Raw genomic sequence first — 23,537 nt, 5'->3', positions numbered from 1 at the left:
CGCGGGCCATGCGGTTGATGCAGCGGGGTCTGACGGAACAGCGTGCATGTGGATCGGCCTGCAATGGCCGCGGCCCCTGGTGGAATGCCGGGGCCCGCCACATGAACGATGCCTTCCGCAAGGCTTTCTTTGACCAATGCGGGCTGATCTCTCTCCAGCAGGAACTCAGACGTCTAAACAACGCTTCATGAACCGCCCTGTACGGAACCGTTCGCACGGTCGTGTGGGAGGAGGGACGCCGCAAGGCTCCCTCCTACCCGATTCAGGTGGTCGAATCCGGCTTAGAACTCTTCCCAGTTGTCCTGGGCAAGCGCTGCTGAGCCGTGCGTTTGAGGAACCGCGCGCCGTGGTGCCGCTGCTGCTGCCTGGCGATACGTCGGTGCGCCGGTTGGCGCGCGCATTTGCTGAGCCGTCGAGCGCAGTGCCGCAGCGTGACCCATGCCGGATACGCGGAAGCGTGTCACGAGTTGCTTCAGCGTCTGGGCTTCATCGTTGAGCGTGACGCTGGCTGCCGTCGTTTCCTCGACCATGGCGGCGTTCTGCTGGGTAACCTGGTCCATCTGGTTCATGGCCTGGTTGATCTCCTTGAGGCCGATCGCCTGTTCGCTGGCCGAGGCAGAGATCTGGCGGATGAGGCCATTGATACCCATCACCTGCTCGGAGATCTTGTGCAGCGTGTCGCCGGCGCGGCCAACCAGATCGACGCCTTCCTTGACCTGCACGGCCGAGGTGTTGATGAGCGTCTTGATCTCCTTCGCGGCATTGGCGGACCGCTGCGCCAGCTCGCGGACTTCCTGCGCGACGACGGCAAAGCCCTTGCCGGCTTCACCGGCACGTGCTGCTTCGACACCGGCATTCAGCGCCAGCAGGTTGGTCTGGAACGCGATCTCATCGATGACGCCGATGATGCGCGAAACCTCGGTGGAGGATTGCTCGATACCCTGCATCGAAGCAATCGCTTTGCGCACCACTTCGCCCGACTTCTCCGCATCCTCGCAGGCGAGGTTGACGTTATCGGCAGCGGTACGGGCATTCTCGGCGCTCGAATTAACCTGTGCGGTGAGCTCGTTGAGCGCTGCCGCTGTTTCTTCCAGGCTTGCTGCCTGCTGCTCGGTGCGCTTGGCGAGATCGGAGGCGCTGCCGCTGATTTCACTCGTACCGGAGCCGATGTTCACGACGCTGAGATTCATCGTCTTGATGGTTTCCTCGAGGCTTTCGAGCGCCGCGTTGAAATCCTGCTTCAGCTTGGCGTATTCGCCAGGGAAGTCCTCGGTGATGCGATGGCCGAGATTGCCTTGCGACAGCTCCGACAGGCCGGAGCCGACGATCGAGACGATGTGACGCTGCAGCGTAACCGACTGCTGCCGCTCCGCCTCCGACCGGCCGCGCTCGGCCTCAGCTGCGTCACGCTGGTTGTTCGCCTCGGCTTCAAGGCGCTGCGTGTCGGCGAGGGCAAAGCGGAAGCCTTCAAGGGCCTTAGCAACGGAGCCGATTTCGTCGGCGCGACCCTGGCCGGCAACCGGATGCTCGTACTTCCCGTCGCTGAGCGCCTTGACGCTGGCGACAAGACCACCAATCGGGCGCTGAACGAACGCGCGGACCGCGAAGTAGAGGGCGATCATGACTGCGGTAAGCACGAGGATGCCTGCGACGACCATCATAAGGGTCTGATCCTGAACGGGCGCGTTGATGGCAGTGTGTGGCACGTCTACGAGGATCACCCATGTCGTGTTCACGTCGGGCAGGGCGAAGGGATAGACGACGCGGTCGAAGGGTTCGTAGCCGTCGAAAGTCAGGTTCTTGACGACCGCAGGCTGCAGCGTCGAGAGCGCACTCTTCACCGCATCCGCGCCTTCGCCGTCATAATCCTTCATCGAGAGATCGGCGATCGGCGCGACGATCCATTTGCCGGTCTGCGAGAGTAGCGTGACGCGGCCGGAGCCGAAGGGGTGGAGCGTCGAGAGCTTGTCGCGGAGCGATTTCAGCGAGATATCGACGCCGCCGACGCCGATCAGCTTGCCGCCGGACACGACCGGATAGGCGATCGAGGTCATCGCCGTATTCTCGCCGGTCGTCGTCTCAGCATAGGGCGGCGTGAGCGCTCCCTTCATGCTCTGCGCGGCGAGCGCGTACCAGGCAGCCTTGTAGTCGGACTCGAACGTGGAGAAGGTGAAGCCGCCATCCTTGCTCTTCGTCCAGTACGGGTTGAAAGTACCATCCTTCGCGGCACCGAAGTCGATTTTGCCAGCCATGCTGGCCGACTGTCCGTCGAAGGCGTTCGGCTCTTCGGCGAACCAGCTACCGAAGGCGAACTGGTTACGCTCGACGTTTGCCTTCAGCATGTCGAGAACCGCCTTGCGGTCGAGATATTTGCCCTCCTGACCGCGGCCGATCGCGCCAGCCATGGAGCGTGCCGCCCCTGCCAGTTCACCGACGGAAGAGGCGACCTCGTTGGCGATCGACTTCGCTTCCAGATTGGCCTGGTCCATGGTGAGTGTCTGGACGCGGTTGCGCGTCTCACCGATGAGAAAGAAGTTGGAAACGAGGAGGACGAGGGCGATGGCAATGCCGGTAATGAGGATAAGCTTGGCTGCAAGCGATTTCATGCGAAAGACGAACATGGATTCCTCGGGGAGCAAGGATGTGCCGGACGAGGGCATTCATCGGCACAGGGAGAAGGGCGTCGCCCCCTCATGGAGCAGCGGTTACAGAAGCCGGTCCCTGGGAGAGATCCGGTGATGCTGGAACATCGTCGGAAACCTCTTAAATTTGAATGAAATCCAACGAAAATCGATGGAACCTGAGGCAAGCCGCTACGCTATGTCGCGGGACGAATTGCCCTATAGCTCGTTTGCGACTTCGGCGTTCGAGGGGATCGATGGCTGGGCGCCCTGCTTCAGGCAAGCGAGCGAGCCGGCGACGGCCGCACGCCGCAGGGAGGCCTCGAAATCCAGCCCTTCGTCCAGGCTCGCCGCGAAGTAGCCGCAGAAGGTGTCACCGGCGCCGACCGTATCGACGGGCTCGATCTTCAACCCCTTGGCACGGGAAATGACACCATTGCGGATCGCGATCACGCCGTCTGCGCCGAGCGTTACGATCAAGGTCTGCCCAGTTTCCGCATTCAGCCGTTTCAGTGCGGCTTCGCGATCATCTGCCCCCATGTTTTCCTGGCCGGCGAGGCGCTCGAACTCTGTTTCGTTAGCAATCACAATATCGGAAAGGCGGCCGAGGCGCGGCGCATCGTCGATCAGTGGGGCAAGGTTGAGCACGGTCGTCACGCCTTTGGCGCGGGCATCGGCCAGCGCCCGCTCGACGGCCGGAACCGGCACTTCGAGCTGAAGCATCAGGATGTCGCCTTTGTTCATGGCATCGATCGCTGCATCGGCATCGCCCGGCGTCATCGTGCCGTTCGCACCGGGCACAACAGCAATCATGTTTTCGCCGTCGCCACCGACCAGGATCAGCGCGGTTCCGGTCGGCTCGTCGACCTGCTTGACGGTTTCAAGCCCCGTGCCGGCCTCCTTCAGCAATACGAGCGCCGGCTCTGCGAAGCCATCCCGACCGACGGCGCCTGCCATGTGAACGGTGCGCCCGGCGCGTCGCGCGGCAAGCGCCTGGTTGGCGCCCTTGCCGCCTGCCGCCGTCGAGAAGCCATTGCCAGCGACCGTTTCGCCGGGCTTCGGCAAGCGCGCCGTGGTGGCGATGAGGTCCATATTGATGGAGCCGAAAACTGTGATCATGGTGTCCCGTCCGATGCTTTTCTTAGGCGCGACACTGCCCGAAGGCCTTACTCGTCGTCAACCACCCTGAGCTTGAGAAGCCCGCTGCGGCTGTCGACGGATTTCGGCGCCGGGTCATTATCTCGTGCCGTGGCCTTGCCGCTGTCGCCGCCCTCGAATTCCAGAGCCTCGATCTTCGCGCCGCGCTTGGTGAGCTTATCGGTGGAGGTAAGGATCTGGTCGACATCCCTCTGGGTCATGGAAAAATGGCTCTGCAGCTTGCGCACGCGCTCGTCGAGGCGGCCGAGATCGTCCATCAAGCTCGCGACCTCGCCCTGAATGACATGCGCCTGGGCCCGCATTCGCTGATCCTTCAGCACGGCCTGAATGACCTGGATGGAGAGCATCAGCAGCGAAGGTGACACGATGACGATGCGCGACCGGTGTGCCTTCTGCACGATCGCTTCGAAATTCTCATGGATCTCGGCAAAGATCGATTCCGACGGCACGAACATGAAGGCTGTGTCCTGCGTCTCCCCCTGGATCAGGTATTTCTCCGAGATGTCGCGGATATGCGTCTCCATGTCGCGGCGGAACTGCTGCGACGCAACCTTGGCTCCATCCGGTCCGCCCGCGTCTCGGATCGCGTTCCAGGCTTCGAGCGGGAATTTCGCGTCGATCACCAGCGGCGGCGCGCCGTTCGGCATGCGGATCGTGCAGTCGGGACGCGAGCCGTTGGACAGCGTTTGCTGGAATGCATAGGCGCCCATCGGCAGGCCATCGGCGACAATCGTCTCCATGCGTGATTGGCCGAAAGCGCCGCGCGTCTGCTTGTTGGAGAGGATCGCCTGCAGACCGACGACGTCCTTCGCCAGCGTCTGGATATTGCTCTGGGCGGCATCGATGACGGCAAGACGCTCCTGCAGCCTTTGCAGGTTCTCGTGCGTCGATTTGGTCTGTTCACTGATCGTCGTGCTGACGCGCTGCGACATTCCGTCCAGGCGCTGGTTGATCGCCTGGTTGAGTTCGGACTGCCTCGAGCCGAACACTTCGGCCATCGTCGACATGCGCCCATGGATCTCGGCCTGGATCTTCAGAAGCTCGGCCATGCGGGCGTCCGTCTCGGCGGCACGAAGGTTCGCGACCTCGGCCTGCTCGCGCCGCACCTGTCCGCTGCGGACAAGGAGGACGGCCAGAAGCAGGATCAGCGCGGCGATTGCGCCTCCGGCAAGGGCCAGCATGGCGGGGCTTATCTGCGACAGGGCGAGGAGAAACGACTCAGAGCTGGTGTTCATGCTGGCAACAATAGCAAACTCAAATGAGATATCCAGATCAAAACGTGAACAACCCACAAGCTTTCCGGCAAACTAGATGACATCAGAGAGCAAACGGCAGCTGACGAATCGGAAGCGCATTTAACCATTGCTCAACCATATTGAGCAAAAGCTCTGCTCAATTTTCCTTTCAGCATCAATCGCAAAGCAGAGACATCATGACCAGCCAGCAGTCCGACAGCGCGCTCAAGCAACGCCTCGATTTCATCGAGTTGGATGATGGAGCCCGCACGGCGCTTCGCGAGATGCGCCCGGCGATCGCGGAGCTGCTCGGCGGCGCCCTCGACAAGTTCTACGCGAAGCTGGCGAAGACATCCGAGGTCGCGGGCTTCTTTGCCGACAAGGCGCATATGGGGCACGCCAAGAAGCGCCAGGAAGATCACTGGGCCAATCTGGCCGGCGGCAACTTCGACGAGGCCTATGTGAAAGGCGTGGTTGCGGTTGGCAAGACGCATGCCCGCATCGGCCTCGAACCGCGCTGGTACATCGGTGGCTATGCCTTGCTGATGAGCGAACTCGTGAAGGGCCTCATGGCCAAGCAGTGGCCCTCGATGTTCGCCAGGCAGCAGGGCAAGGTGCTGGCCGAGAAGCTCGCCGCCGTTATCAAGGCCGCGATGCTCGATATGGATTACTCGATCTCGGTCTACCTCGAAGCACTTGAAGAGAAGCGCCGCAAGCTGGACGAAGAGCGGGCGAAAGCCGAGCAGGATCAGGCAATCGCCCTCGATCATCTTCGCCGCAGCCTGGAAGCGCTTTCGAACGGCGATCTCGAGGCGACGCTACCGCCCGACCTCCCCGGCAATTTCAAGGGCATGGCCGACGATTACAATCGCGCGGTCGCTGCTCTTCGTACGTCCTTCGCGTCGGTACGGGCAACTTCGGGTGAAATCCTGCGGGGCACGGACGTGATTGCCAAGGCCTCGGATGATCTTGCATTGCGCACGGCGCAGCAAGCCGCCGGCGTCGAGGAAAGCTCGGCGGCACTGCAGCAACTCTCGGTCAGCGTCGGCCAGACGGCCGCAAACGCCGAAAAGGCATCCGGTGCTGTTCGCGAGACACAACAGAAGGCCAAGAGTTCGGGCGAACTCGTCACCAGCGCCGTTTCCGCGATGGCCGGCATCGAAAAGTCATCGACCGAGATCGCAAAGATCATCGGTGTGATCGATGAGATTGCCTTCCAGACGAACCTGCTGGCGCTGAACGCCGGCGTTGAAGCTGCGCGTGCCGGCGACGCAGGCAAAGGTTTTGCCGTTGTGGCTCAAGAAGTCCGCCAACTCGCGCAACGCACCGCCGATGCGGCCAAGGAGATCAAGAACCTGATTTCGGAAAGCTCGTCACAGGTGAACGAAGGGGTCGACATCGTCAGCAGCACCGGCGAGGCACTGAACGACATGATCAACCGCATCGATATCATCAACCGCTTCGTTGCCGATATCGCCGCCGCGGCACGCGATCAGGCTACCGGTGTCAACGAGGTCAGCGTCGCCATTCGCAACATGGACACGATCACGCAGCAGAACTCGGGTATGGTCGAGAATACCTCAGCCGAGACACGGCGCCTTCGCGGCGAGGTCGATAATCTGGTGGCGCTGCTGCAGCGCTTCCGCACGGGCGTCGGACATCGTTCGATAGCCGCTCCGCGCCGCGCCGCCTGACGGGAATGCGGCTAAATTCCGGGCTGGAGCGTAAAAAAGCGCTCCACCCGCCTACCGGATAATTCCATCCTGGAAAAAGATGCGTTATGGGAACGCCATGACCATCAAGCCACTCATCATTCTCCCCGATCCGCTGCTTCGTCAGGTTTCCAAGCTGATCGAGCGCGTCGATGCCGATTTCCAGCGCCTTGCCGACGACATGCTTGAAACCATGTATGACGCGCCAGGTATCGGCCTTGCTGCCATCCAGATCGGCGTGCCGCGCCGTATGCTGGTCATTGACGTTTCCCGTGAAGGCGAAGAGAAGCAGCCCCTCGTATTCGTCAATCCGGAGATCCTCGCATCGTCCGACGAGCGCTCGGTGTATGAGGAGGGATGCCTTTCCATCCCTGATTACTATGCCGAAGTCGAACGCCCGGCGGCCGTCACCGTGAAATATCTCGACCGAGACGGCAAGGAGCAGACGGTGCAGGCCGACGGCCTGCTCGCGACCTGCCTGCAGCATGAGATCGATCACCTGAATGGCGTACTCTTCATCGACCACATCTCTCGCCTCAAGCGAGACATGGTGATCAAGAAGTTCACCAAGGCGGCGAAGTCGGCGAAGGCGCTCTAGCTCTGAGTTGCGCCGGCAGCCGGCTTGCGGTGCGCCGATTGCGATCCGACGGCTTGATCTGACGCTCGAAACCCCGTTTGAAGAGGCTGACCGGAAACATGGCGGGATAAAATGTCGCTTCGCATCATCTTCATGGGTACGCCCGAATTCTCCGTTCCGACTTTGCGAGCGTTGGTCGATGCCGGGCATACGATCCTCGCTGTCTACAGCCAACCGCCAAGGCCGGGCGGACGACGTGGCCTCGATCTGCAGAAGTCACCTGTGCATCAGGCTGCCGAACTGCTCGGTATCCCCGTCTTTACGCCAGTGAATTTCAAGGATCCGGAAGAACGCGAACGCTTCAAGGCTCACGATGCGGACGTTGCCGTTGTCGTGGCCTATGGCTTGCTGCTGCCGGAGGCGATCCTGACCGGTACGCGCTACGGCTGCTATAATGGTCATGCCTCGCTGCTGCCGCGGTGGCGGGGTGCTGCACCGATCCAGCGGGCGATCATGGCCGGCGATCAGACGACCGGCATGATGGTGATGAAGATGGACAAGGGCCTGGACACCGGCCCGGTGGCCCTCACCAGCGAAGTCGAGATCGGCGCGAACACTACGGCCGGGGAGTTGCACGACGCGCTGATGCATGTCGGCGCCAAGGCGATGGCTGAGGCAATGGTCAAGCTCGAGACGGGCAATCTTCCCCTGACGCCGCAGCCTTCGGACGGCGTGCTCTACGCCGCCAAGATCGACAAGGGCGAGACGCGGATCGACTTCTCGCGAGACGCTATAGATGTCCATAACCACATTCGCGGTCTGGCGCCATTTCCGGGCGCATGGCTCGAAGTGGCAATTGGCGACAAGCCTGAGCGTGTCAAGGTGTTGGCCTCGGAGCTTGCGCAAGGCAGCGGCAGCGCCGGCGAAGTGCTGACAGACGATCTTGTCGTTGCCTGCGGAACCGGCGCCGTTCGCCTGACTAGATTGCAGAAGGCCGGCGGCAAGCAGTTGCCGACTGCCGACTTCCTGCGTGGGACATCGCTCGCATCTGGCACGAGGCTGTCCTGATGCATCGCTATCGCATGATCGTCGAATATGACGGTGGTCCTTACGTCGGCTGGCAGCGGCAGGAAAACGGACCTTCCGTTCAGGGCGCGATCGAGAAGGCGATCCTGTCGGCAAGCGGTGAGACGGTATCGATCCGTGGGGCGGGCCGAACCGATTCCGGCGTTCATGCTACAGGTCAGGTTATTCATGCCGATCTTGCCAGGGAATGGTTGCCTTTCAAGCTTCAAAACGCGCTGAACGCCCATCTCAAGCTGGCCGGCGAGCGCGTCGCGATCATCAGTGTGGAAGCGGCAAGCGAGTTCTTTGATGCCCGCTTCTCGGCACTGCGGCGCCACTATCTTTATCGCATCATCAGCCGTCGCGCGCCATTGGCGCTTGAGGCCGGTAAGGCCTGGTGGGTGCCGAAGCCGCTCGATCACGAGGCCATGCATGCAGCGGCGCAGGCATTGGTCGGCAAGCACGATTTCTCGACGTTCCGCTCCGCCCATTGCCAGGCCAACAGTCCGATCCGCACGCTCGATCGGCTGGACGTGACAAGAAACGGCGAATTGATCGAGATTCGCGCCACCGCCCAAAGCTTCCTGCATAACCAGATCCGTTCTTTCGCGGGAACACTGAAGCTTGCGGGCGAGGGCAAATGGACGCCGAACGATGTCCGTGCCGCGCTGGATGCCCGCGACCGCAAGGCCTGCGGTCCCGTTGCACCCCCGGATGGACTTTACTTCATGCAGGTGGATTATCCGGCGGTGATCACCGATCGCCGCCCGCGGCTGGTGGGCGGCGACAGCGATGACGGTGACGACCTATCATGACCCGGCCTACAGCGCCCCGATAGATGGCCTTGCCGATATCCAGCGGGAAGGCGCCGAACAATCCTTCGAGCGCTGTGTTCGTAAGCGCCACCACTGTCAGTTTCCTTTCCCGATCGACGAACCATGAGTGGCCGTAGACGCCGCCCCACTGGAGCGCTCCCCGCGCCAGCGGCAAGTCGGAGTGGTCCGGATCGGTGACAACAGCCCAGCCGTAGCCGAAACCTAGCCCGGGTCGCGCAAGCTCAGTAAGGCCGTTCGTCTGGTCGTGGACCATTGCGGAAACGGTGTCTGCATCAAGCAGCGGCGCTCCGCCACGTCTAACGGTTTCGAGTATGGCGAGGATGTCCTCGGCTGTGCCTGCCATGCCGCCGCTGGCGGAGTGATAGCTGTGAGGATCGAGGACGCGCTCCGTGGAATAGCGGATCACGCCGGAAGAGGTGACGACCGAATCCTCGCACGCCATCGGCTCGGGTCCCGGCGTCGCATTCTTGTAGGGGACGGCAAGACGACCGCGATCCGTTACATGAAACGCGGTATCGGAAAGTCCGAGCGGTTGCGTGACGAGCGCGGCGACTGCTTCGCCCAGCGGGCCGCCGGTCTCTTTTTCGATGACGCCGCCGAGCACATCCATCGAGATCGAATAGCGCCTAGAACGATTCGGGCGGATCTATATTGGATAGATGCCCAGAAAGCGCTGCAGGTATTCCGACAGCATCAGCGATGGCACAAGCAGCACCAGTGTGAGTGCGCCGACCATCAGGCCTTGGCCGTAGAAGATCATCCTCAGGATGCGTGCGATCGCAAAGACTTGCGCAAGCATGAAGGCCAAGAGCAGCAGCGAGACGAGACCGACCACCTGTGGCAGGAAGAAGACCAGCGCGAGCATCAACCCGTTGATGTAGGAGAGCGGCACGCCCAGCCAATTGACGCTGACGATAACGGGCGCGAAACGCTCGCCCTTCTTGAAGGCGAGCAGTAACAAGCCCGCAAAGACCAGCGGGACGAACCAATTGGCGGCTTCGACAAGCCCGAGCCGGAAATAGAAGAGGGCGCCGACATTGGTATGCGGCGGCATCGTCTGCAGGAAGGCCTGGCGCCACCAGAGCCACGAGATTCCCATCGGCGGCAGGCACCAGAAGATCGCCCAGAACGAACGGTTGACGCCGCGCTCCGACATGTCGAGGAAACGGAAGCCACGCGGATCCATGCGGATCAGCAGCCAGATTCCGGCGAGATAGTACTGAACTTCCCTAAAGCCCGGCATTCGCAAACCAGCGCTCGATGAAGGTTTCATAGATTACCGTGAGTCGGTCGAGGTCGGAAACAGCGACGCGTTCATCGACCATGTGCATGGTCTGGCCGACGAGACCGAATTCGACGACGGGGCAATAATCCTTGATGAAACGGGCGTCGGAGGTGCCGCCTGTGGTGGAGAGCTTCGGCGACTGGCCGGTGACGCTCTCGACGGCGGAAGAAAGCGAGGCGATCAGCGCATTGTTGCGCGTCAGGAAGACGTGGCTCGGCCGCTCCGCCCAGATGATGTCGTACTTGAGCGGCGCACGGCCGGGGCGCAGCACGCCTTCGTCCGCGGCGGCATCGAGCCGGCGTAGGATCTCCTGCTGCAGGCTCTCGGCGGTCCAGGTGTCGTTGAAACGGATGTTGAAGCTCGCCGTCGCCTTGGCAGGCACGACGTTCGTCGCCGGATTGCCGACGTCGATTGTCGTCACTTCGAGGTTGGATGGCTGGAAGTTGTCGGTGCCGCCGTCGAACGGCGGGTCCATCAGTGCTTGCGTCAGCTGCAGGATGCCGCGCACCGCGTTGTCGGCCAAATGCGGATAGGCGGCATGGCCCTGGACGCCGTGCACGGTGATCTTGCCGGAGAGCGAGCCGCGGCGGCCGATCTTGATCATGTCGCCAAGCTTATCGGGGTTGGTCGGCTCGCCGACGAGGCAAGCATCCCAGCGTTCGCCGCGTTCGGCTGCCCATTTCAATAGTTTGATCGTGCCGTTGATCGCCGGGCCTTCCTCGTCGCCAGTGATCAGGAAAGAGACCGAACCCCTCGGCGCGCCATGCTTTTCGATATGGCGCGCGATGGCCGCAACAAAGCAGGCAACGCCGCCCTTCATGTCGACGGCGCCACGCCCGAACAATTCACCGTTCGCGATCTCGGCGGCAAAGGGCGCGTGTGTCCAGGCGGCTTCGTCGCCAACGGGGACCACATCGGTATGCCCGGCAAACATCAGGTGTGGGCCGTCATCGCCAAGCCGTGCATAGAGGTTCTCGATATCGGGTGTTCCCGGCGCAGTCGCCTTCACCTTGTCCACCTTGAAGCCAAGCGGCGACAGCATCGCCTCGAGTGCCGAAAGCGCGCCGCCCTCGGCGGGCGTGACGGACGGGCAGCGAATCAGGGTCTGAAGATTGGCGACGGGATCGGTAGCGGTCATGGGAGTGGAACTATCCAGCGGTGGTGGCAAAGAAAAGGCAAGGCGGCGATGCCGCCTTGTTGAAATGTGCCGTCATTTTGCCGGATCAAGTCCGACCGTCAGCGTTCGGGCGGTGCGTATCGCCCGGGACACGCAGACCGCTGGAACCTCAAGACTTGTCAGTCGCGTAGCAGTTCGTTGATGCCGGTCTTCGAGCGGGTCTTTTCGTCGACGCGCTTGACGATGACGGCGCAGTAGAGATGCGGCGCCGGCAGGCCGTTGGCCATGGTGGCATTGCCCGATGGCATCGAGCCTGCGACGACCACCGAGTAGGGCGGCACTTCGCCGTACATGACTTCGCCGGTGGCGCGATCGACGATCTTGGTCGATTTGCCGATATAGACGCCCATGCCGAGAACCGAGCCCTCGCGGATGATGCAGCCTTCAACGACTTCCGAACGAGCGCCGATGAAGCAGTTGTCTTCGATGATCGTCGGGCCGGCCTGCATCGGCTCCAGAACGCCGCCGATGCCGACGCCGCCCGAGAGATGCACATGCTTGCCGATCTGGGCGCAAGAGCCGACAGTCGCCCAGGTATCGACCATCGTGCCTTCGTCGACGAAGGCGCCGAGGTTGACGAAGGACGGCATCAGCACGACGTTCTTGGCGATGTAGGCCGAGCGGCGCACGACGCAGTTCGGAACGGCGCGGAAGCCGGCGGCGCGATACTGGTTTTCGCCCCACCCCTCGAACTTGGACGGCACCTTGTCCCACCAGGTCGAATTGCCCGAACCACCCTTGATGACTTCCATGTCATTCAGGCGGAACGAGAGAAGCACGGCCTTCTTCAGCCACTGATTGACCTTCCAGGCGCCGTCGCTACCACGCTCGGCAACGCGCGCCTTACCGCCGTCGAGAAGTTCGAGTGCTGCTTCGACCGCGTCGCGAACCTCACCCTTCGTCGACGTATTGACGTTGTCACGGTTGTCGAAGGCCGCTTCGATGGTCTTTTCGAGGGAAGAAAGGTCGGTGGCGCTCATGGGAATTCCTTAAACTTCGGTCTCTATCGTGGAGACCGAAGCCTCCGGGAATTGTGATTGGCGGGATGCGATCTGCTCTATCGCATGCAAGGGTAAAATGGAATGATTTTTCGGGGCATAGTAATTCTCCCGATTCAAGCATGAAACGACATACCGGCAGTGTTGGCCGGCTGTACTGAAAGGCATTTCGACATGGCAAAGGCAAGAAACGGCAGGCTGCGGCGCAAGGACGGCGTCTGGGACCCGCTGAAGACGAGCGCAACCGACAAGCACCGCGCAGAAGCTGTGCCGAAAACGCCGCAAACGCTGTCGCCGTCCTATCGCCTTGCCTATGCCGACGAAGAGTTTCTGTGTCGCGAGGAACTGCGGCCGATCCGGCTGCAACTCGAATTGTTGAAGGTCGAGATGATGCTGGCTGAACGCGGCATCCGGTCGACAGTCGTGATGTTTGGCGGCGCTCGCATTCCCGCTCCGGGCCAAAGCGCCTGGGCAGCACGCAATGAGGTGCAGCGCGCCAACCTTGAGGCGGCATCGGTCTACTACGACGAGGCGCGCAAGTTTGCTCGGCTATGCTCGAAATATTCGGCCGGCTTCGATTTTCGTGAATATGTGATCGTCACCGGCGGTGGCCCTGGTGTCATGGAAGCCGGCAATCGCGGCGCGGCCGATGAGGGCGCGCCCTCGATCGGCCTCAACATCGTGCTCCCGCACGAACAGGCGCCGAACGTCTACGTGACACCGGAGCTGAGCTTCAATTTCCATTATTTCGCGATCCGCAAGATGCACTTCATGGTGCGCGCTAAGGCAATCGCTGTCTTTCCCGGCGGCTTCGGCACTCTCGACGAATTCTTCGAGTGCCTGACGCTGATTCAGACCGGCCGCATGGAAAAGATGCCGCTCATCCTGTTCGGTGAAAAGTTCTGGAGGAGCATCGTCAATTTCGAGGCGCTTGCGGAGTTCGGAACGATTGCGCCGGACGATGTCGATCTGATCAGCTTCGTCGACACTGCCGATGCAGCGTGGAAGATCATCGAGGATTTTTACGAGCGGCACGAATAGGAAGCCCGCCAAGGGTGGCGGGCTTTGGTCTCGGTAAGTGCTTGCTTACGGGAACGGGCGATCCGGCATGTCGTCGAGCGAGATCACGCCGTCCTTGTTGTGGTCCATCCAGGTGAAGAACTTGTCGAACGCGGCTTCGGCTTCCTCCTTGGAAATCTGGCCGTTCTCGTCGGTGTCGAAGCGTTGCATCATCATCATGCCTCGCATCATGCCGCCATGCAGGCCACGGCGATCCGGTCGGCCGTCGGGGCCGGGTTGCGGTGGGGCTGGCTGGGCGTTGTCGGCATCCGGCGGCGGCGCCATCGGCGTAGCATCGTCATCCGTGGCGTCATCGGCGGGGGCTTTCGCCTTGGCGATCTGGGCTTCGCGGTATTTGCGGATTTCGCCCGGCGTCAGCGAGCCGTCCTTGTCGGTATCGATGGCAATGAAGATTGCCTCCATGCCGTCCTTGGCTTCCTGCTTGGAAATCTGGCCGTCCTTGTTCGTGTCGAACTGCTTCAGCATGCGAACGAAGATGACTTCACGGATCGCGCCCATGCGCGGTCCCATCATCATGCCCATGCCGTGTTGCGGGCGAGGCGGATGATGCTTCTTGTCGTGAGACGCAGCAAAACTGGTGCCGGCTGCGGCACCGACGATCATGACGGAGGAGAGTGCGGCCAGTATCAGTTTGTTCCGAGACATTTCAGCTCCTTTCAATGTGCAATCGCAATGGGATCACAGACGAAAGGGTAGGGCCGATGTGACAAATCGCCCAATTAAAGATCGGTAAGCTGGATGAAACTTTAGTAATCTAGCCGGCAATCTTCGCAAGAAAATCAGTGAGATCGTCGGTCACGAAGTCGATGTGATCATCCTCGCCGCTGGTCTTTTCCCACCATTCGACAACCGTATCCTCGAGATTGTTCGGTACCAGCAGGACAGTCTGCATGCCAAGCGTTTTTGGAACCTTGAGATTGCGGGGCAGGTCCTCGAACATCGCCGCCTTGCCGGTCTCGATCCGCTTCAGTGCCGCGAACTTGTCATAGGTCGCCTGCGCCGGCTTCGGCACGAAGTCCGCCGCCACGATGTCGAAAATATCGTCGAAATGCTCGAGGATGCCGAGCGCGCCGGCCGCCATCTCGGCATGCTTGACGCTGCCATTGGTGAAGATGAACTTGCGACCCGGCAGGGCCTTGATGGCCGCGCCCAGTTCGGGCTGCGCCGTCAGGCTCGAATAATCGATTGCATGCGCCTTCTCGAGAAAGTCGTTCGGATCGACGCCGTGGTGGATCATCAGACCCTGCAGGGTCGTTCCGTGATCGAGATAGTATTGTTTCTGCAGCTTGCGTGCCTCGTCGCGCTCCATCTGCAGCAGCGTCGAGACGTAGGCCGTCATGTTCTTGTCGATCTGCGCGAACAGATTGACATGATGCGGGTAGAGGGTGTTGTCGAGGTCGAAAACCCACTCGGTCACATGCGAGAAGTCCGCCTTGGTCGGCGTGCGATCTATCTTGGTCATGGGGGCGTTATGGCACGGCTTGCCGGGCAAGGAAATCGGCAAGAAAAAATAGATGCCCGATTTGCGGCGGACGCGGCGCGGAAGGGATGGTAAAACGCCTCATGCTCTTTGATCTGCCCAATGACGACGCGCTGTACGATGCGCTGATTGCCCGCAGCCCGGCCTATGAGGGCCTTGCCTATGTCTGCGTCAAGACAACGGGTATTTTCTGCCGGCTGACTTGCCCCGCTCGCAAGCCGAAGCGGGAAAACACTCTCTTCTACAATTCGATCGCCACCTGCATGCAATCCGGATTTCGGCCGTGCCAGCGGTGCCGGCCGTTGGAAGAGGCGGGTCGGGAGCCGATTGTCGAGCAACTCCTCGCGGCGCTCGACCGTGATCCCGCAGCGCGATGGACGGAAGACGATCTGATCGCGCACGGCTACGATCCCTCGACCGTGCGGCGGGCTTTCAAGCGATCCCTCGGCATGACGTTTCTCGATATTGCCCGCTATCGCCGTCTTGGCGAGGCGGCAAAGCAACTGGCGAATGGCGCCCGTGTCATCGATGCCCAGATCGAGGCAGGATATGAATCGGGTAGCGGCTTCCGCGCCGCGTTTCAGCGGCTGATCGGCAAAGCGCCTGCGATGTCGCAGAACCGCGATCTCCTGTTTGCCGACTGGTTCGAAACGCCGCTCGGCCCCATGGTTGCGGTGGCCGACCAGACGCATCTGCATCTCCTCGAATTCCACGACCGCAAGGCACTGCCGGCGGAGCTGGAGAAACTGCAGCGCAAGACCCGCTCCACGGTCGCGGCCGGCCGCACATCGGCGATTGATCAAATCGGCGCCGAGCTGAAAGCCTATTTCGATGGCAGGTCCGCAACGTTCCGCACGCCGCTCGCGTTGGGTTTCGCTACGGCCTTCGAACGCGAGGTCTGGTCGAAGCTGATGGACATACCCATTGGTGAGACACGCGCTTACGGGGACATTGCGCGTAGCATGGAAAACCCGCAAGTGGTGCGCGCCGTCGGCCGGGCCAATGGGGCAAACCAGCTGGCGATTGTCATCCCCTGCCACCGGCTGATCGGCGTTGACGGGTCACTGACTGGCTATGGCGGTGGGCTCTGGCGCAAGCAATGGCTTTTGCGACACGAAAATGAGATGAAGACCAAGGGATTGTTTGTGGAGGAGATCCAATGAATCAGGCTGAGAAGGCAAAGGCATTCGGCGCGCTCCATCAAAAGGGCAATCCTGTCGTCCTTTACAACATATGGGACGCCGGAACAGCGAAGGCAGTGACCGAGGCGGGTGCTAAGGCGCTGGCAACAGGAAGCTGGTCGGTTGCCGCAGCACAAGGTTATGGGGATGGTGAGAAGATTCCGCTGGATGCGCTGGTAGCAACGGTTCGCCAGATTACGGCAGTCAACGACCTGCCTCTCTCCGTCGACTTCGAAGGAGCGTACTCGACCGATCCGGCCGGGGCAGCCGCCAATGTCGCCAAGCTGATCGACGTGAGCGCCATTGGCATCAACTTCGAAGATCAGGTGGTCGGCGGCGAGGGGCTGCACCCGGTCGAGAAACAGGCAACCCGCATCCGGGCCATTCGCGAGATGGCTGATGCAAGGGGCATACCCTTTTTCATCAATGCGCGCACCGATCTGTTCTTGCGCGAAGGTGATCTCTCCAAGCATGCAGATCTGGTCGACGAAGCGATCGAGCGCGGCAAGGTTTACGCTGCAGCTGGTGCAAATGGCTTCTTTGTGCCTTGGCTGATTGACGAGGGCCTGATCAAGAAAATCTGCGCCGCGTCAAACCTGCCGATTAACATCATGATGAGAGCGGGTGCGCCGGACGTGAGGACGCTCGCAAGACTTGGCGTCTGCCGCATCAGCTACGGACCGGGACCCTACCGGGCGATGATGGAAAAGCTGAAAGAGGCAGCCGCGGCGGTCTATGCCGCCGCGGGCTAAAGCAATTCCAGGAAAAGTGTAAAGGGTTTTCCGTCCGGAATTGCGTAAAAGAAAAAGGGCTCAGGGAACGATCAGCGTTCCCGCGCCATGCTCGGTGAAGATCTCGAGCAGCACGGAATGGGCGGTCTTGCCGTTCAGGATGACGACGCCCTGCACGCCTGCCTTGATTGCATCGATGCAGGTTTCGACTTTCGGAATCATGCCGCCGGAAATCGTTCCGTCAGCGATCAGCGCGTGCGCCTGCGCCACGGAAAGTTCCTTGATCAGGTTGCCCTGCTTGTCGAGAACGCCGGGAACATCCGTCAGGAAGAGCAGGCGGGTGGCGTTCAGCGCACCGGCGATCGCCCCTGCAAAGGTGTCGGCATTGATGTTGTAGGTCGCGCCGTCGCGGCCGGGAGCGACCGGAGCGATGACAGGGATCATCTCTGAGCGGGCTAGCAGGTCAAGCAGCGTGCGGTCGACTTCGACGACCTCGCCGACGAAGCCGAGGTCGAGCACACGCTCGATGTTCGAATCCGGATCCTTGACCTTTTTCTGCGCTTTTTCGGCAAAGACCATGTTGCCGTCCTTGCCGCAAAGGCCGATCGCCCATTCGCCCGTCTGGTTGATGAGCGCGACGATCTCCTTGTTGATCGAGCCGGCCAGAACCATTTCGACGATCTCGACCGTCTTGGCGTCGGTGACGCGCAGGCCGCCTTCGAATTTCGATTCGATGCCCATCTTCGTCAGCATCGCGCCGATCTGCGGGCCGCCGCCGTGAACGACGATCGGGTTGACGCCGGATTGCTTCAACAGAGCGATGTCGCTTGCGAAGGCCTTCCCGAGCTCGGGATTGCCCATGGCATGGCCGCCGTACTTCACGACGATCGTCTTGTTTTCGTAACGCTGCATGAAGGGCAGGGCCTGCGCAAGGAGGCGTGCCTGAGTTTCGCTTTCGGACTGGTTCATGGGATACCCCGCAGAATTGATCGCGGCCTTTTATCTCAAGTTTTTGACAGATGGAATAATCTAGAGACCATTAGTTTTCCGTATGTGCTGGCGAGCGGGTTCGAGGGGGCGAGCGTTTGGCAAGAGGCATGGGATGACCAGCGACGAAATCGCACATTTGATAAGCCTCGTTGCGATCGGCGATCGCAAGGCCTTTGCCGCGCTCTATCGTGAGACGAGTCCGAAACTCTTCTCCATCTGCCTGCGTATCTTGAAAGACAGGACGGACGCTGAGGAATCGCTGCAGGAAATTTACGTCAAGATCTGGCAGCGCGCCGGCGTGTTTGCCGCGGGCTCCGGGGCGCCATCGTCCTGGCTCGCGGCAATTGCGCGCAACCAGGCAATCGACATCATTCGTGCGCGCAAGCCGGTTGCCGACGAATTGGACAGTGCCTACGACCTCGCGGACGACGATCCTTCCCCAGAGATACAGACTGTGATCAAGGATGAGGGAAGGCGCATTGACACCTGCATGGAAGAGTTGGAAGCTGATCGGGCGGTGGCAGTCAAGAGAGCCTACGTCGAAGGACAAAGCTATCAGGAACTGGCCGATCAGTTTGGCGTCCCTTTGAACACGATGCGCACATGGCTGCGTCGCAGCCTTTTGAAACTGAGAGAGTGCATGGAACGATGACATCGCCGGATCAGAGCAAGGGAGGCCGCTCCCGCGACGAGGTACTCGCCGGTGAGTATGTTCTTGGTGTTCTTTCCTTCAAGGATCGACGGGTTGTGGAGGAGCGCATGCGCCGCGATAGACAGTTCGCTGCTATCGTCAGCCGATGGGAAACCAACCTCTCCGCTTTCAACGATGATTATGACATCGTCAGCCCCAGTCAGGAAACGTTCAAGCAGATCGAAGCGCGGCTGTTCGGCACGCCGGAAGCTGCCCCGACGCCGGCGCGCGGTCTGTGGGGTTCCATCGTCTTCTGGCGCTGTCTTGCGCTCGTCTCGCTGCTGATTGCGGTGGGGGCGCTGACGATTGCCACCGTCGTCGTCGCTCCACCGCAGACGTCCGCGCCACTTGTGGCCGAGCTGACCGCCTCCAACAGCCAGGTCAACCTCTTGGCCTCCTATGAGCGGCAGAGCGGAAAACTGAAGATTGTACCCGTTGCTACCGGCAAGCCTGAAGAGAAGTCACTGGAGCTTTGGCTCGTTCCGGCAAGCGGCGCGCCAAGATCGCTTGGCGTGTTTCCTCCGGACCAGGCCGGCGAGTTGGTCATACCCGCTGATATGCGCGGTAGCGTAAACGAGGGCGCGGCCCTCGCCGTCAGCCTCGAACCTTTCGGCGGCTCGCCGACCGGGCAGGTCACGGGGCCGATCGTGGCGAGCGGCACGACGCATCGCCGCTAATGTTTTTTCAACAAGCGCGCTGAAACTCTTCCTGCGAGCCTTCCGTAGATCTTCATGTCCGCAACGGAACGCCGGCATTCGGCCGGTCTTGTGCGCGGACGTTAAAGGAGAACAATCATGATGAAGTCCGCACTGCGCTTGAGTGTGCTTGCTGCTGCCGTTTCCGCCTTTGCTTTCGCTGCGCAGGCCAAGAACCCGATGGTCGGCGGCGCTGCCATGTATCCGACGAAGAACATCGTCGAAAATGCGATGAACTCCAAAGACCACACGACGCTGGTTGCTGCCGTCAAGGCGGCCGGTCTGGTCTCGACGCTTGAGGGGAAGGGACCGTTCACGGTCTTTGCGCCGACCAATGAAGCTTTCGCAGCGCTGCCGGCCGGTACGGTCGATACGCTGCTGAAGCCGGAGAACAAGGCGACGCTGACCAAGATCCTGACCTGCCACGTCGTGGCAGCCGACGCGATGTCGAAGGCCGTCGCCAAGATGATCAAGGATGACGGTGGCGAACACGACATCAAGACCATCGGGGGCTGCGTGCTCAAGGCCAAGGAAAGCATGGGCAAGATCACGCTGACCGACGAGAACGGCGACGTCGCCGACGTCACGATTGCCGACGTCAAGCAGTCGAACGGCGTGATTCACGTGGTCGACAAGGTACTGCTGCCAAAGATGTAATCGAGTGAGGCAGTTCGGGGTAGCGCCCTCGGCATTGGGGCGCGCCCCTCTTTCATTTCCAGTTGGCGATGCCGACCGTTTGCGCGATTGCCTCGCGCAGGTCATCGAGGCCTTCGCTCTTTTCCGATGACGTGGCAATGATCCCGGGATAAGCGGCCGGCCGCTTCTTGATCTTTTCCGTCGTCTCCGCGAGCAGCCTGGTCACGGCCGGTGGCTTGATCTTGTCCGTCTTGGTCAGAACGATCTGGTAGGAGACGGCCGCCTTGTCGAGCAGATCGAGAACCTCATCGTCGTTCTTCTTTACCCCGTGGCGGCTGTCGATCAGCACGTAGACGCGCTTCAGCGTCGCCCGCCCGCGCAGGTAATCGAAGACGAGCTTCGTCCAGGCATCGACCTGGTCTTTCGGCGCCTGCGCATAGCCGTAGCCCGGCATGTCGACCAGCGCCATCGGCGGCAGGTCGCCGCCTTCACCTGAGTAACCCTCCGGCACGAAGTAGTTGAGCTCCTGCGTGCGCCCCGGCGTGTTGGAGGTGCGTGCCAGCCCCTTGTGGCTGACGAGCGCATTGATCAGCGACGACTTGCCGACATTTGAGCGACCGGCAAAGGCCACCTCCAGCGGTCCTTCCGGCGGCAGGAATTTCAGGGACGGCACGCCGCGGATGAAAGTCCAGGGGCGTCCGAAGAGCGGCTTGTCGTTCTTGTTGTCGGTCATTCGGCCTTTTCCAGTCCAATCCAGTGTGCCTATGGCATTCAGGTTTCGGGCGATTTTGTCAACCGCCAGGCCGGCAGTCGCCCAGATGCGGCGGCAACGCCGGCAGAAATGAAAAGCCCCGCCGAAGCGGGGCTATCATCATTTCTCTGTTGGAGCCGGCTTTCGTTTGAAGAGCCCCTTCAGATTGTCGAAGAGCTCGATCTTCACGCCGTGCCGCTTCATGATCACCGACTGCTGAAGCACTGAAAGCGTATTGTTCCAGGCCCAGTAGATGACCAGACCGGCCGGGAAGCTCGCCAGCATGAAGGTGAAGACCAGCGGCATCCAGTTGAAGATCATCGCCTGCGTCGGGTCCGGCGGTGTCGGGTTCATGCGCATTTGCACGAACATCGTGACGCCCATGATCAGCGGCCAGATGCCGAGATGCAGCAAAGTTGGCGCTTCGAACGGCAGAAGGCCGAACAGGTTGATGAACGAGGTCGGATCGGGTGCGGAGAGATCCTGGATCCAGCCGAAGAACGGCGCATGGCGCATCTCGATGGTGATGTAGATCACCTTGTAGAGCGCGAAGAACACGGGAACCTGCAGCAGAATCGGCCAGCAACCGGCAATCGGGTTGATCTTTTCGTCCTTGTAGAGCTGCATGGTCGCCTGCTGCAGCGCCATGCGGTCGTCGCCAAACTTGGTCTTCAACTCCTCCATCTTTGGCTGCACGCGCTTCATGTTCGCCATCGAAGCGTACTGCTTGCTGGCAAGCGGGAAGAACAGTGCCTTGACGACGATCGTGGTAAGCAGGATCGCGACGCCGAAGTTGCCGAAGTAGCGGAAGAAGAAGTCCATCAACCTGAACATCGGCTTCGTCAGGAAGTAGAACCAGCCCCAGTCGATCAACCGGTCGAACTTCGGGATCGAATAGGTCTTCTCGTAGCCGTCGATAACAGGAACTTCCTTGGCGCCGGCAAAGACGAGGTTCTTGAGCTCGAGCGACTGGCCCGGTGCGACGGTAACCGCGTTCTGCTTGTAGTCGGCCTGGAAGCGCGGCTGGCCATCGGTGAAGTGGGTGAAGCGCGCATCGTAGGGCGTCTGCTGCGGCGGAATGATCGTCGCTGCCCAATATTTGTCGGTGATACCGAGCCAGCCACCGGTTGCCGTTTCCGGCGTCACGGCTTCCTTCTCGACGGCTGCATACTTGCTCTCGATCAGGCTATCGCCGATCACGCCGATGAAGCCTTCGTGCAGAACGTAGGTCGAGGCGACCGCCGGCTTGTTGTAGCGCGTGACACGGCCATAGGAGGATAATGCAGCGGCGGCCTGGCCAGCATTGGTGATCTTGTCGGTGACGGTGAACATGTAGTGCTCGTCGACCGAGATCGTACGGGCAAAGGTGATGCCCTTTTCGTTCGTATAGGTGAGCGTAACCGGCGTCTTCTCCGTCAGCTTGGCACCTTCCGGTGCCGTCCAGACGGTTGAGGGGCCGGGAACAGAGCCGGTGGCGGCGTCACCGATGTAGCCGAGTTCGGCGAAGTAGCCATCCTTGGTTTCGGATGGGCTAAAGAGCGTGATGATCGGGCTCGAGTCGTCGACCGTCTCGTGGTAGCCCTTGAGCTTCAGGTCATCGAGGCGTGCGCCGACTAGGTTGATCGAGCCTGCGAGTGCTGCCGTATCGATCACGACGCGCGGGTTCTTGGCAAGTGCGTCGATCAGGGAGGTCGTCGTGGTTGCCGAAGGGGCTGCGCCATTGGGCTGAGCCGTACCAGCGCCACCGGCGGCCGGGGTCTGCACCTGTTCGATTTTCTGCTGCGCCTTTTGAGCGAGTTCTGCCTTGCGCTGCGCTTCGATGCGCGGATTCATATAGAGGAATTGCCACCCGAGAACGATCAGCACGGAGAGAGCGATCGCAATGAAGTAGTTGCGGTTGTTTTGCATCATGCGTTCCTGGGGCGGCCGTCTCCGGACCGCTTGTGTTTCGGCTTGGTCTCGACGCGAGTTTTGAGCTCTGCGGCTAATTCTTTGAAGGATGCTTTCAGCACGTCCCTTCGCGCGACAACCACATAGTCGTGTCCGGGCTGCATTGCAAACCCTGCATGAAGTCGCACCGCCTCTTTCAGGCGCCGCCGCATGCGGTTTCGCTCGACTGCATTGCCGTGTTTCTTGGTGACGGTGAAGCCGACACGGGCTTCTGTCTCGGGTTCCTTCCGGTCGAGGACCTCAAGCAGGAAGAAACCGCCCTTGCGTTTTTCGCCTTGGCGGACAGCAAGAAACTGCGGGCGGCTTTTCAGCCGCCCGGCAGTCATTTTCTTATTATTGGTCGTCAATTCGCCCGCCATCTCTTATCGGGCAATTCCGGCCTTAGGCCGAAAGACGCTTGCGGCCGCGTGCGCGGCGAGCAACGATAACCTTGCGGCCGCCCTTGGTGGCCATACGTGCACGGAAACCGTGGCGGCGCTTGCGGACAAGCTTGGATGGTTGGTAGGTACGCTTCATTTATTTAAACACCGCGGAGTGCGGCCCTTCTTGAATTTGCATATTGCAAGGAGCGTTGTTTTTCGAACGGGCGAGGCTAACGAGAGCCTTAAATGACCGGACGTGCGCCGGCTTATACGGATGAAGGCCGCCAAAGTCAATTATTGCCCGGAATTTCCCGATTTCGGTGCTG

At 60.9% G+C, this 23,537-nt stretch carries 24 protein-coding genes and 1 pseudogene; 11 read left to right on the top strand and 14 right to left on the bottom strand.

The window, feature by feature from the left end; translation table 11 throughout:
* A pseudogene (locus FHT71_RS31240) lies at positions 1-191 on the top strand (group II intron reverse transcriptase/maturase); the annotation flags it as partial.
* A 90-nt stretch (positions 192-281) separates the two neighbouring features.
* Here FHT71_RS31240 and FHT71_RS26320 read toward each other — a convergent pair.
* The 3 genes from FHT71_RS26320 to FHT71_RS26310 form a co-directional block, all read right to left on the bottom strand.
* Entirely contained in the window at positions 282-2,621 is a 2,340-nt protein-coding gene (locus FHT71_RS26320; RefSeq protein WP_132593400.1) for a methyl-accepting chemotaxis protein, read from the bottom strand.
* A 219-nt stretch (positions 2,622-2,840) separates the two neighbouring features.
* Positions 2,841-3,740: a ribokinase gene (locus tag FHT71_RS26315; protein ID WP_007802069.1), complete on the bottom strand. Its 900-nt coding sequence runs from the start codon at positions 3,738-3,740 to the stop codon at positions 2,841-2,843.
* A 47-nt stretch (positions 3,741-3,787) separates the two neighbouring features.
* Positions 3,788-5,014, bottom strand: a complete 1,227-nt coding sequence (locus tag FHT71_RS26310) for a DNA recombination protein RmuC (RefSeq protein WP_183722724.1) — start codon at positions 5,012-5,014, stop codon at positions 3,788-3,790.
* A 197-nt stretch (positions 5,015-5,211) separates the two neighbouring features.
* Between FHT71_RS26310 and FHT71_RS26305 the strand changes: the two genes are divergently transcribed.
* From FHT71_RS26305 to truA, 4 genes are all read left to right on the top strand, one after another.
* Complete coding sequence (locus tag FHT71_RS26305) at positions 5,212-6,708, top strand: globin-coupled sensor protein (protein ID WP_183722722.1); 1,497 nt, start codon at positions 5,212-5,214, stop codon at positions 6,706-6,708.
* A gap of 97 nt (positions 6,709-6,805) precedes the next feature.
* The gene (gene def / locus FHT71_RS26300; protein WP_037084372.1) at positions 6,806-7,324 is read left to right on the top strand and encodes a peptide deformylase; all 519 of its coding nucleotides are present in this window, start codon (positions 6,806-6,808) and stop codon (positions 7,322-7,324) included.
* A 111-nt stretch (positions 7,325-7,435) separates the two neighbouring features.
* Positions 7,436-8,371, top strand: a complete 936-nt coding sequence (fmt, locus tag FHT71_RS26295; RefSeq protein ID WP_132593396.1) for a methionyl-tRNA formyltransferase — start codon at positions 7,436-7,438, stop codon at positions 8,369-8,371.
* Complete coding sequence (gene truA / locus FHT71_RS26290) at positions 8,371-9,183, top strand: tRNA pseudouridine(38-40) synthase TruA (protein ID WP_132593394.1); 813 nt, start codon at positions 8,371-8,373, stop codon at positions 9,181-9,183. The genes fmt and truA overlap by 1 nt, the downstream gene beginning before the upstream one ends.
* Here truA and FHT71_RS26285 read toward each other — a convergent pair.
* From FHT71_RS26285 to dapD, 4 genes are all read right to left on the bottom strand, one after another.
* On the bottom strand, positions 9,122-9,850 hold the full coding sequence (locus FHT71_RS26285) for a serine hydrolase domain-containing protein (RefSeq protein WP_281040986.1): 729 nt from the start codon (positions 9,848-9,850) through the stop codon (positions 9,122-9,124). The genes truA and FHT71_RS26285 overlap by 62 nt on opposite strands.
* Positions 9,851-10,447, bottom strand: coding sequence for a hypothetical protein (locus tag FHT71_RS26280; protein WP_132593392.1), 597 nt, complete (start codon positions 10,445-10,447; stop codon positions 9,851-9,853).
* Positions 10,434-11,627, bottom strand: coding sequence for a succinyl-diaminopimelate desuccinylase (gene dapE / locus FHT71_RS26275; protein ID WP_132593390.1), 1,194 nt, complete (start codon positions 11,625-11,627; stop codon positions 10,434-10,436). Before dapE ends, FHT71_RS26280 begins: the two co-directional genes overlap by 14 nt.
* 158 nt (positions 11,628-11,785) lie before the next feature.
* Positions 11,786-12,646, bottom strand: a complete 861-nt coding sequence (gene dapD, locus FHT71_RS26270; RefSeq protein ID WP_132593388.1) for a 2,3,4,5-tetrahydropyridine-2,6-dicarboxylate N-succinyltransferase — start codon at positions 12,644-12,646, stop codon at positions 11,786-11,788.
* 192 nt (positions 12,647-12,838) lie between these two features.
* Between dapD and FHT71_RS26265 the strand changes: the two genes are divergently transcribed.
* The gene (locus FHT71_RS26265; protein WP_183722720.1) at positions 12,839-13,705 is read left to right on the top strand and encodes an LOG family protein; all 867 of its coding nucleotides are present in this window, start codon (positions 12,839-12,841) and stop codon (positions 13,703-13,705) included.
* Between the two features lie 45 nt (positions 13,706-13,750).
* Here the strand turns inward: FHT71_RS26265 and FHT71_RS26260 are convergent, their stop codons facing one another.
* Positions 13,751-14,389, bottom strand: a complete 639-nt coding sequence (locus tag FHT71_RS26260; RefSeq protein ID WP_132593386.1) for an EF-hand domain-containing protein — start codon at positions 14,387-14,389, stop codon at positions 13,751-13,753.
* A gap of 109 nt (positions 14,390-14,498) precedes the next feature.
* A complete protein-coding gene (locus tag FHT71_RS26255) occupies positions 14,499-15,206 on the bottom strand; it encodes a pyrimidine 5'-nucleotidase (RefSeq protein WP_007802038.1) in 708 nt (235 codons plus the stop codon).
* A gap of 101 nt (positions 15,207-15,307) precedes the next feature.
* On the opposite strand from FHT71_RS26255, the gene FHT71_RS26250 reads away from it, so the two are divergent.
* Positions 15,308-16,387: a trifunctional transcriptional activator/DNA repair protein Ada/methylated-DNA--[protein]-cysteine S-methyltransferase gene (locus tag FHT71_RS26250; protein WP_132593408.1), complete on the top strand. Its 1,080-nt coding sequence runs from the start codon at positions 15,308-15,310 to the stop codon at positions 16,385-16,387.
* The gene (locus FHT71_RS26245; protein WP_132593384.1) at positions 16,384-17,157 is read left to right on the top strand and encodes an isocitrate lyase/phosphoenolpyruvate mutase family protein; all 774 of its coding nucleotides are present in this window, start codon (positions 16,384-16,386) and stop codon (positions 17,155-17,157) included. The genes FHT71_RS26250 and FHT71_RS26245 overlap by 4 nt, the downstream gene beginning before the upstream one ends.
* A gap of 60 nt (positions 17,158-17,217) precedes the next feature.
* Here the strand turns inward: FHT71_RS26245 and argB are convergent, their stop codons facing one another.
* Positions 17,218-18,105: an acetylglutamate kinase gene (gene argB, locus FHT71_RS26240; protein WP_007529633.1), complete on the bottom strand. Its 888-nt coding sequence runs from the start codon at positions 18,103-18,105 to the stop codon at positions 17,218-17,220.
* 133 nt (positions 18,106-18,238) lie between these two features.
* Between argB and FHT71_RS26235 the strand changes: the two genes are divergently transcribed.
* The 3 genes from FHT71_RS26235 to FHT71_RS26225 all read left to right on the top strand — a co-directional run bounded on the left by FHT71_RS26235 (position 18,239) and on the right by FHT71_RS26225 (position 20,169).
* Positions 18,239-18,778 carry a sigma-70 family RNA polymerase sigma factor gene (locus tag FHT71_RS26235; RefSeq protein ID WP_007802034.1) on the top strand — a complete coding sequence of 180 codons (540 nt, stop codon included), beginning with the start codon at positions 18,239-18,241 and terminating at the stop codon, positions 18,776-18,778.
* Complete coding sequence (locus tag FHT71_RS26230; protein ID WP_183722718.1) at positions 18,775-19,494, top strand: anti-sigma factor; 720 nt, start codon at positions 18,775-18,777, stop codon at positions 19,492-19,494. Before FHT71_RS26235 ends, FHT71_RS26230 begins: the two co-directional genes overlap by 4 nt.
* A gap of 117 nt (positions 19,495-19,611) precedes the next feature.
* Complete coding sequence (locus FHT71_RS26225; protein ID WP_132593380.1) at positions 19,612-20,169, top strand: fasciclin domain-containing protein; 558 nt, start codon at positions 19,612-19,614, stop codon at positions 20,167-20,169.
* Positions 20,170-20,221: 52 nt separating this feature from the next.
* On the opposite strand, the gene yihA is transcribed toward FHT71_RS26225, so the two are convergent.
* The 4 genes from yihA to rpmH form a co-directional block, all read right to left on the bottom strand.
* Positions 20,222-20,881, bottom strand: coding sequence for a ribosome biogenesis GTP-binding protein YihA/YsxC (yihA, locus tag FHT71_RS26220; RefSeq protein WP_132593378.1), 660 nt, complete (start codon positions 20,879-20,881; stop codon positions 20,222-20,224).
* 138 nt (positions 20,882-21,019) lie between these two features.
* Positions 21,020-22,807, bottom strand: a complete 1,788-nt coding sequence (yidC, locus tag FHT71_RS26215) for a membrane protein insertase YidC (protein WP_132593406.1) — start codon at positions 22,805-22,807, stop codon at positions 21,020-21,022.
* Positions 22,807-23,208 (bottom strand): ribonuclease P protein component, encoded by a 402-nt coding sequence (gene rnpA / locus FHT71_RS26210; protein WP_132593376.1) that lies wholly within the window; start codon positions 23,206-23,208, stop codon positions 22,807-22,809. The genes yidC and rnpA overlap by 1 nt, the downstream gene beginning before the upstream one ends.
* Positions 23,209-23,230: 22 nt before the next feature.
* Positions 23,231-23,365: a 50S ribosomal protein L34 gene (rpmH, locus tag FHT71_RS26205; protein ID WP_016552555.1), complete on the bottom strand. Its 135-nt coding sequence runs from the start codon at positions 23,363-23,365 to the stop codon at positions 23,231-23,233.
* Positions 23,366-23,537 lie beyond the last annotated feature (172 nt).

The organism is Rhizobium sp. BK060, assembly GCF_014193145.1.
GTDB lineage: Bacteria > Pseudomonadota > Alphaproteobacteria > Rhizobiales > Rhizobiaceae > Rhizobium.
The sequence above is the reverse complement of the archived record's forward strand: the minus strand, read 5'-3'. Positions and strand labels throughout refer to the sequence as shown.

Bases quoted from the DNA above. Each gene is read 5' to 3' on its own strand.
- fmt (WP_132593396.1), top strand. From the start codon at position 7,436: ATGTCGCTTCGCATCATCTTCATGGGTACGCCCGAATTCTCCGTTCCG.
- FHT71_RS26255 (WP_007802038.1), bottom strand. From the start codon at position 15,206: ATGACCAAGATAGATCGCACGCCGACCAAGGCGGACTTCTCGCATGTG.
- dapE (WP_132593390.1), bottom strand. From the start codon at position 11,627: ATGACCGCTACCGATCCCGTCGCCAATCTTCAGACCCTGATTCGCTGC.
- truA (WP_132593394.1), top strand. From the start codon at position 8,371: ATGCATCGCTATCGCATGATCGTCGAATATGACGGTGGTCCTTACGTC.
- dapD (WP_132593388.1), bottom strand. From the start codon at position 12,646: ATGAGCGCCACCGACCTTTCTTCCCTCGAAAAGACCATCGAAGCGGCC.
- FHT71_RS26315 (WP_007802069.1), bottom strand. From the start codon at position 3,740: ATGATCACAGTTTTCGGCTCCATCAATATGGACCTCATCGCCACCACG.
- FHT71_RS26250 (WP_132593408.1), top strand. From the start codon at position 15,308: ATGCTCTTTGATCTGCCCAATGACGACGCGCTGTACGATGCGCTGATT.
- yihA (WP_132593378.1), bottom strand. From the start codon at position 20,881: ATGACCGACAACAAGAACGACAAGCCGCTCTTCGGACGCCCCTGGACT.
- FHT71_RS26305 (WP_183722722.1), top strand. From the start codon at position 5,212: ATGACCAGCCAGCAGTCCGACAGCGCGCTCAAGCAACGCCTCGATTTC.
- argB (WP_007529633.1), bottom strand. From the start codon at position 18,105: ATGAACCAGTCCGAAAGCGAAACTCAGGCACGCCTCCTTGCGCAGGCC.
- FHT71_RS26260 (WP_132593386.1), bottom strand. From the start codon at position 14,389: ATGTCTCGGAACAAACTGATACTGGCCGCACTCTCCTCCGTCATGATC.
- rpmH (WP_016552555.1), bottom strand. From the start codon at position 23,365: ATGAAGCGTACCTACCAACCATCCAAGCTTGTCCGCAAGCGCCGCCAC.
- rnpA (WP_132593376.1), bottom strand. From the start codon at position 23,208: ATGGCGGGCGAATTGACGACCAATAATAAGAAAATGACTGCCGGGCGG.
- FHT71_RS26280 (WP_132593392.1), bottom strand. From the start codon at position 10,447: ATGCCGGGCTTTAGGGAAGTTCAGTACTATCTCGCCGGAATCTGGCTG.
- yidC (WP_132593406.1), bottom strand. From the start codon at position 22,807: ATGCAAAACAACCGCAACTACTTCATTGCGATCGCTCTCTCCGTGCTG.
- FHT71_RS26320 (WP_132593400.1), bottom strand. From the start codon at position 2,621: ATGTTCGTCTTTCGCATGAAATCGCTTGCAGCCAAGCTTATCCTCATT.
- FHT71_RS26245 (WP_132593384.1), top strand. From the start codon at position 16,384: ATGAATCAGGCTGAGAAGGCAAAGGCATTCGGCGCGCTCCATCAAAAG.
- FHT71_RS26265 (WP_183722720.1), top strand. From the start codon at position 12,839: ATGGCAAAGGCAAGAAACGGCAGGCTGCGGCGCAAGGACGGCGTCTGG.
- FHT71_RS26230 (WP_183722718.1), top strand. From the start codon at position 18,775: ATGACATCGCCGGATCAGAGCAAGGGAGGCCGCTCCCGCGACGAGGTA.
- FHT71_RS26235 (WP_007802034.1), top strand. From the start codon at position 18,239: ATGACCAGCGACGAAATCGCACATTTGATAAGCCTCGTTGCGATCGGC.
- FHT71_RS26225 (WP_132593380.1), top strand. From the start codon at position 19,612: ATGATGAAGTCCGCACTGCGCTTGAGTGTGCTTGCTGCTGCCGTTTCC.
- FHT71_RS26310 (WP_183722724.1), bottom strand. From the start codon at position 5,014: ATGAACACCAGCTCTGAGTCGTTTCTCCTCGCCCTGTCGCAGATAAGC.
- def (WP_037084372.1), top strand. From the start codon at position 6,806: ATGACCATCAAGCCACTCATCATTCTCCCCGATCCGCTGCTTCGTCAG.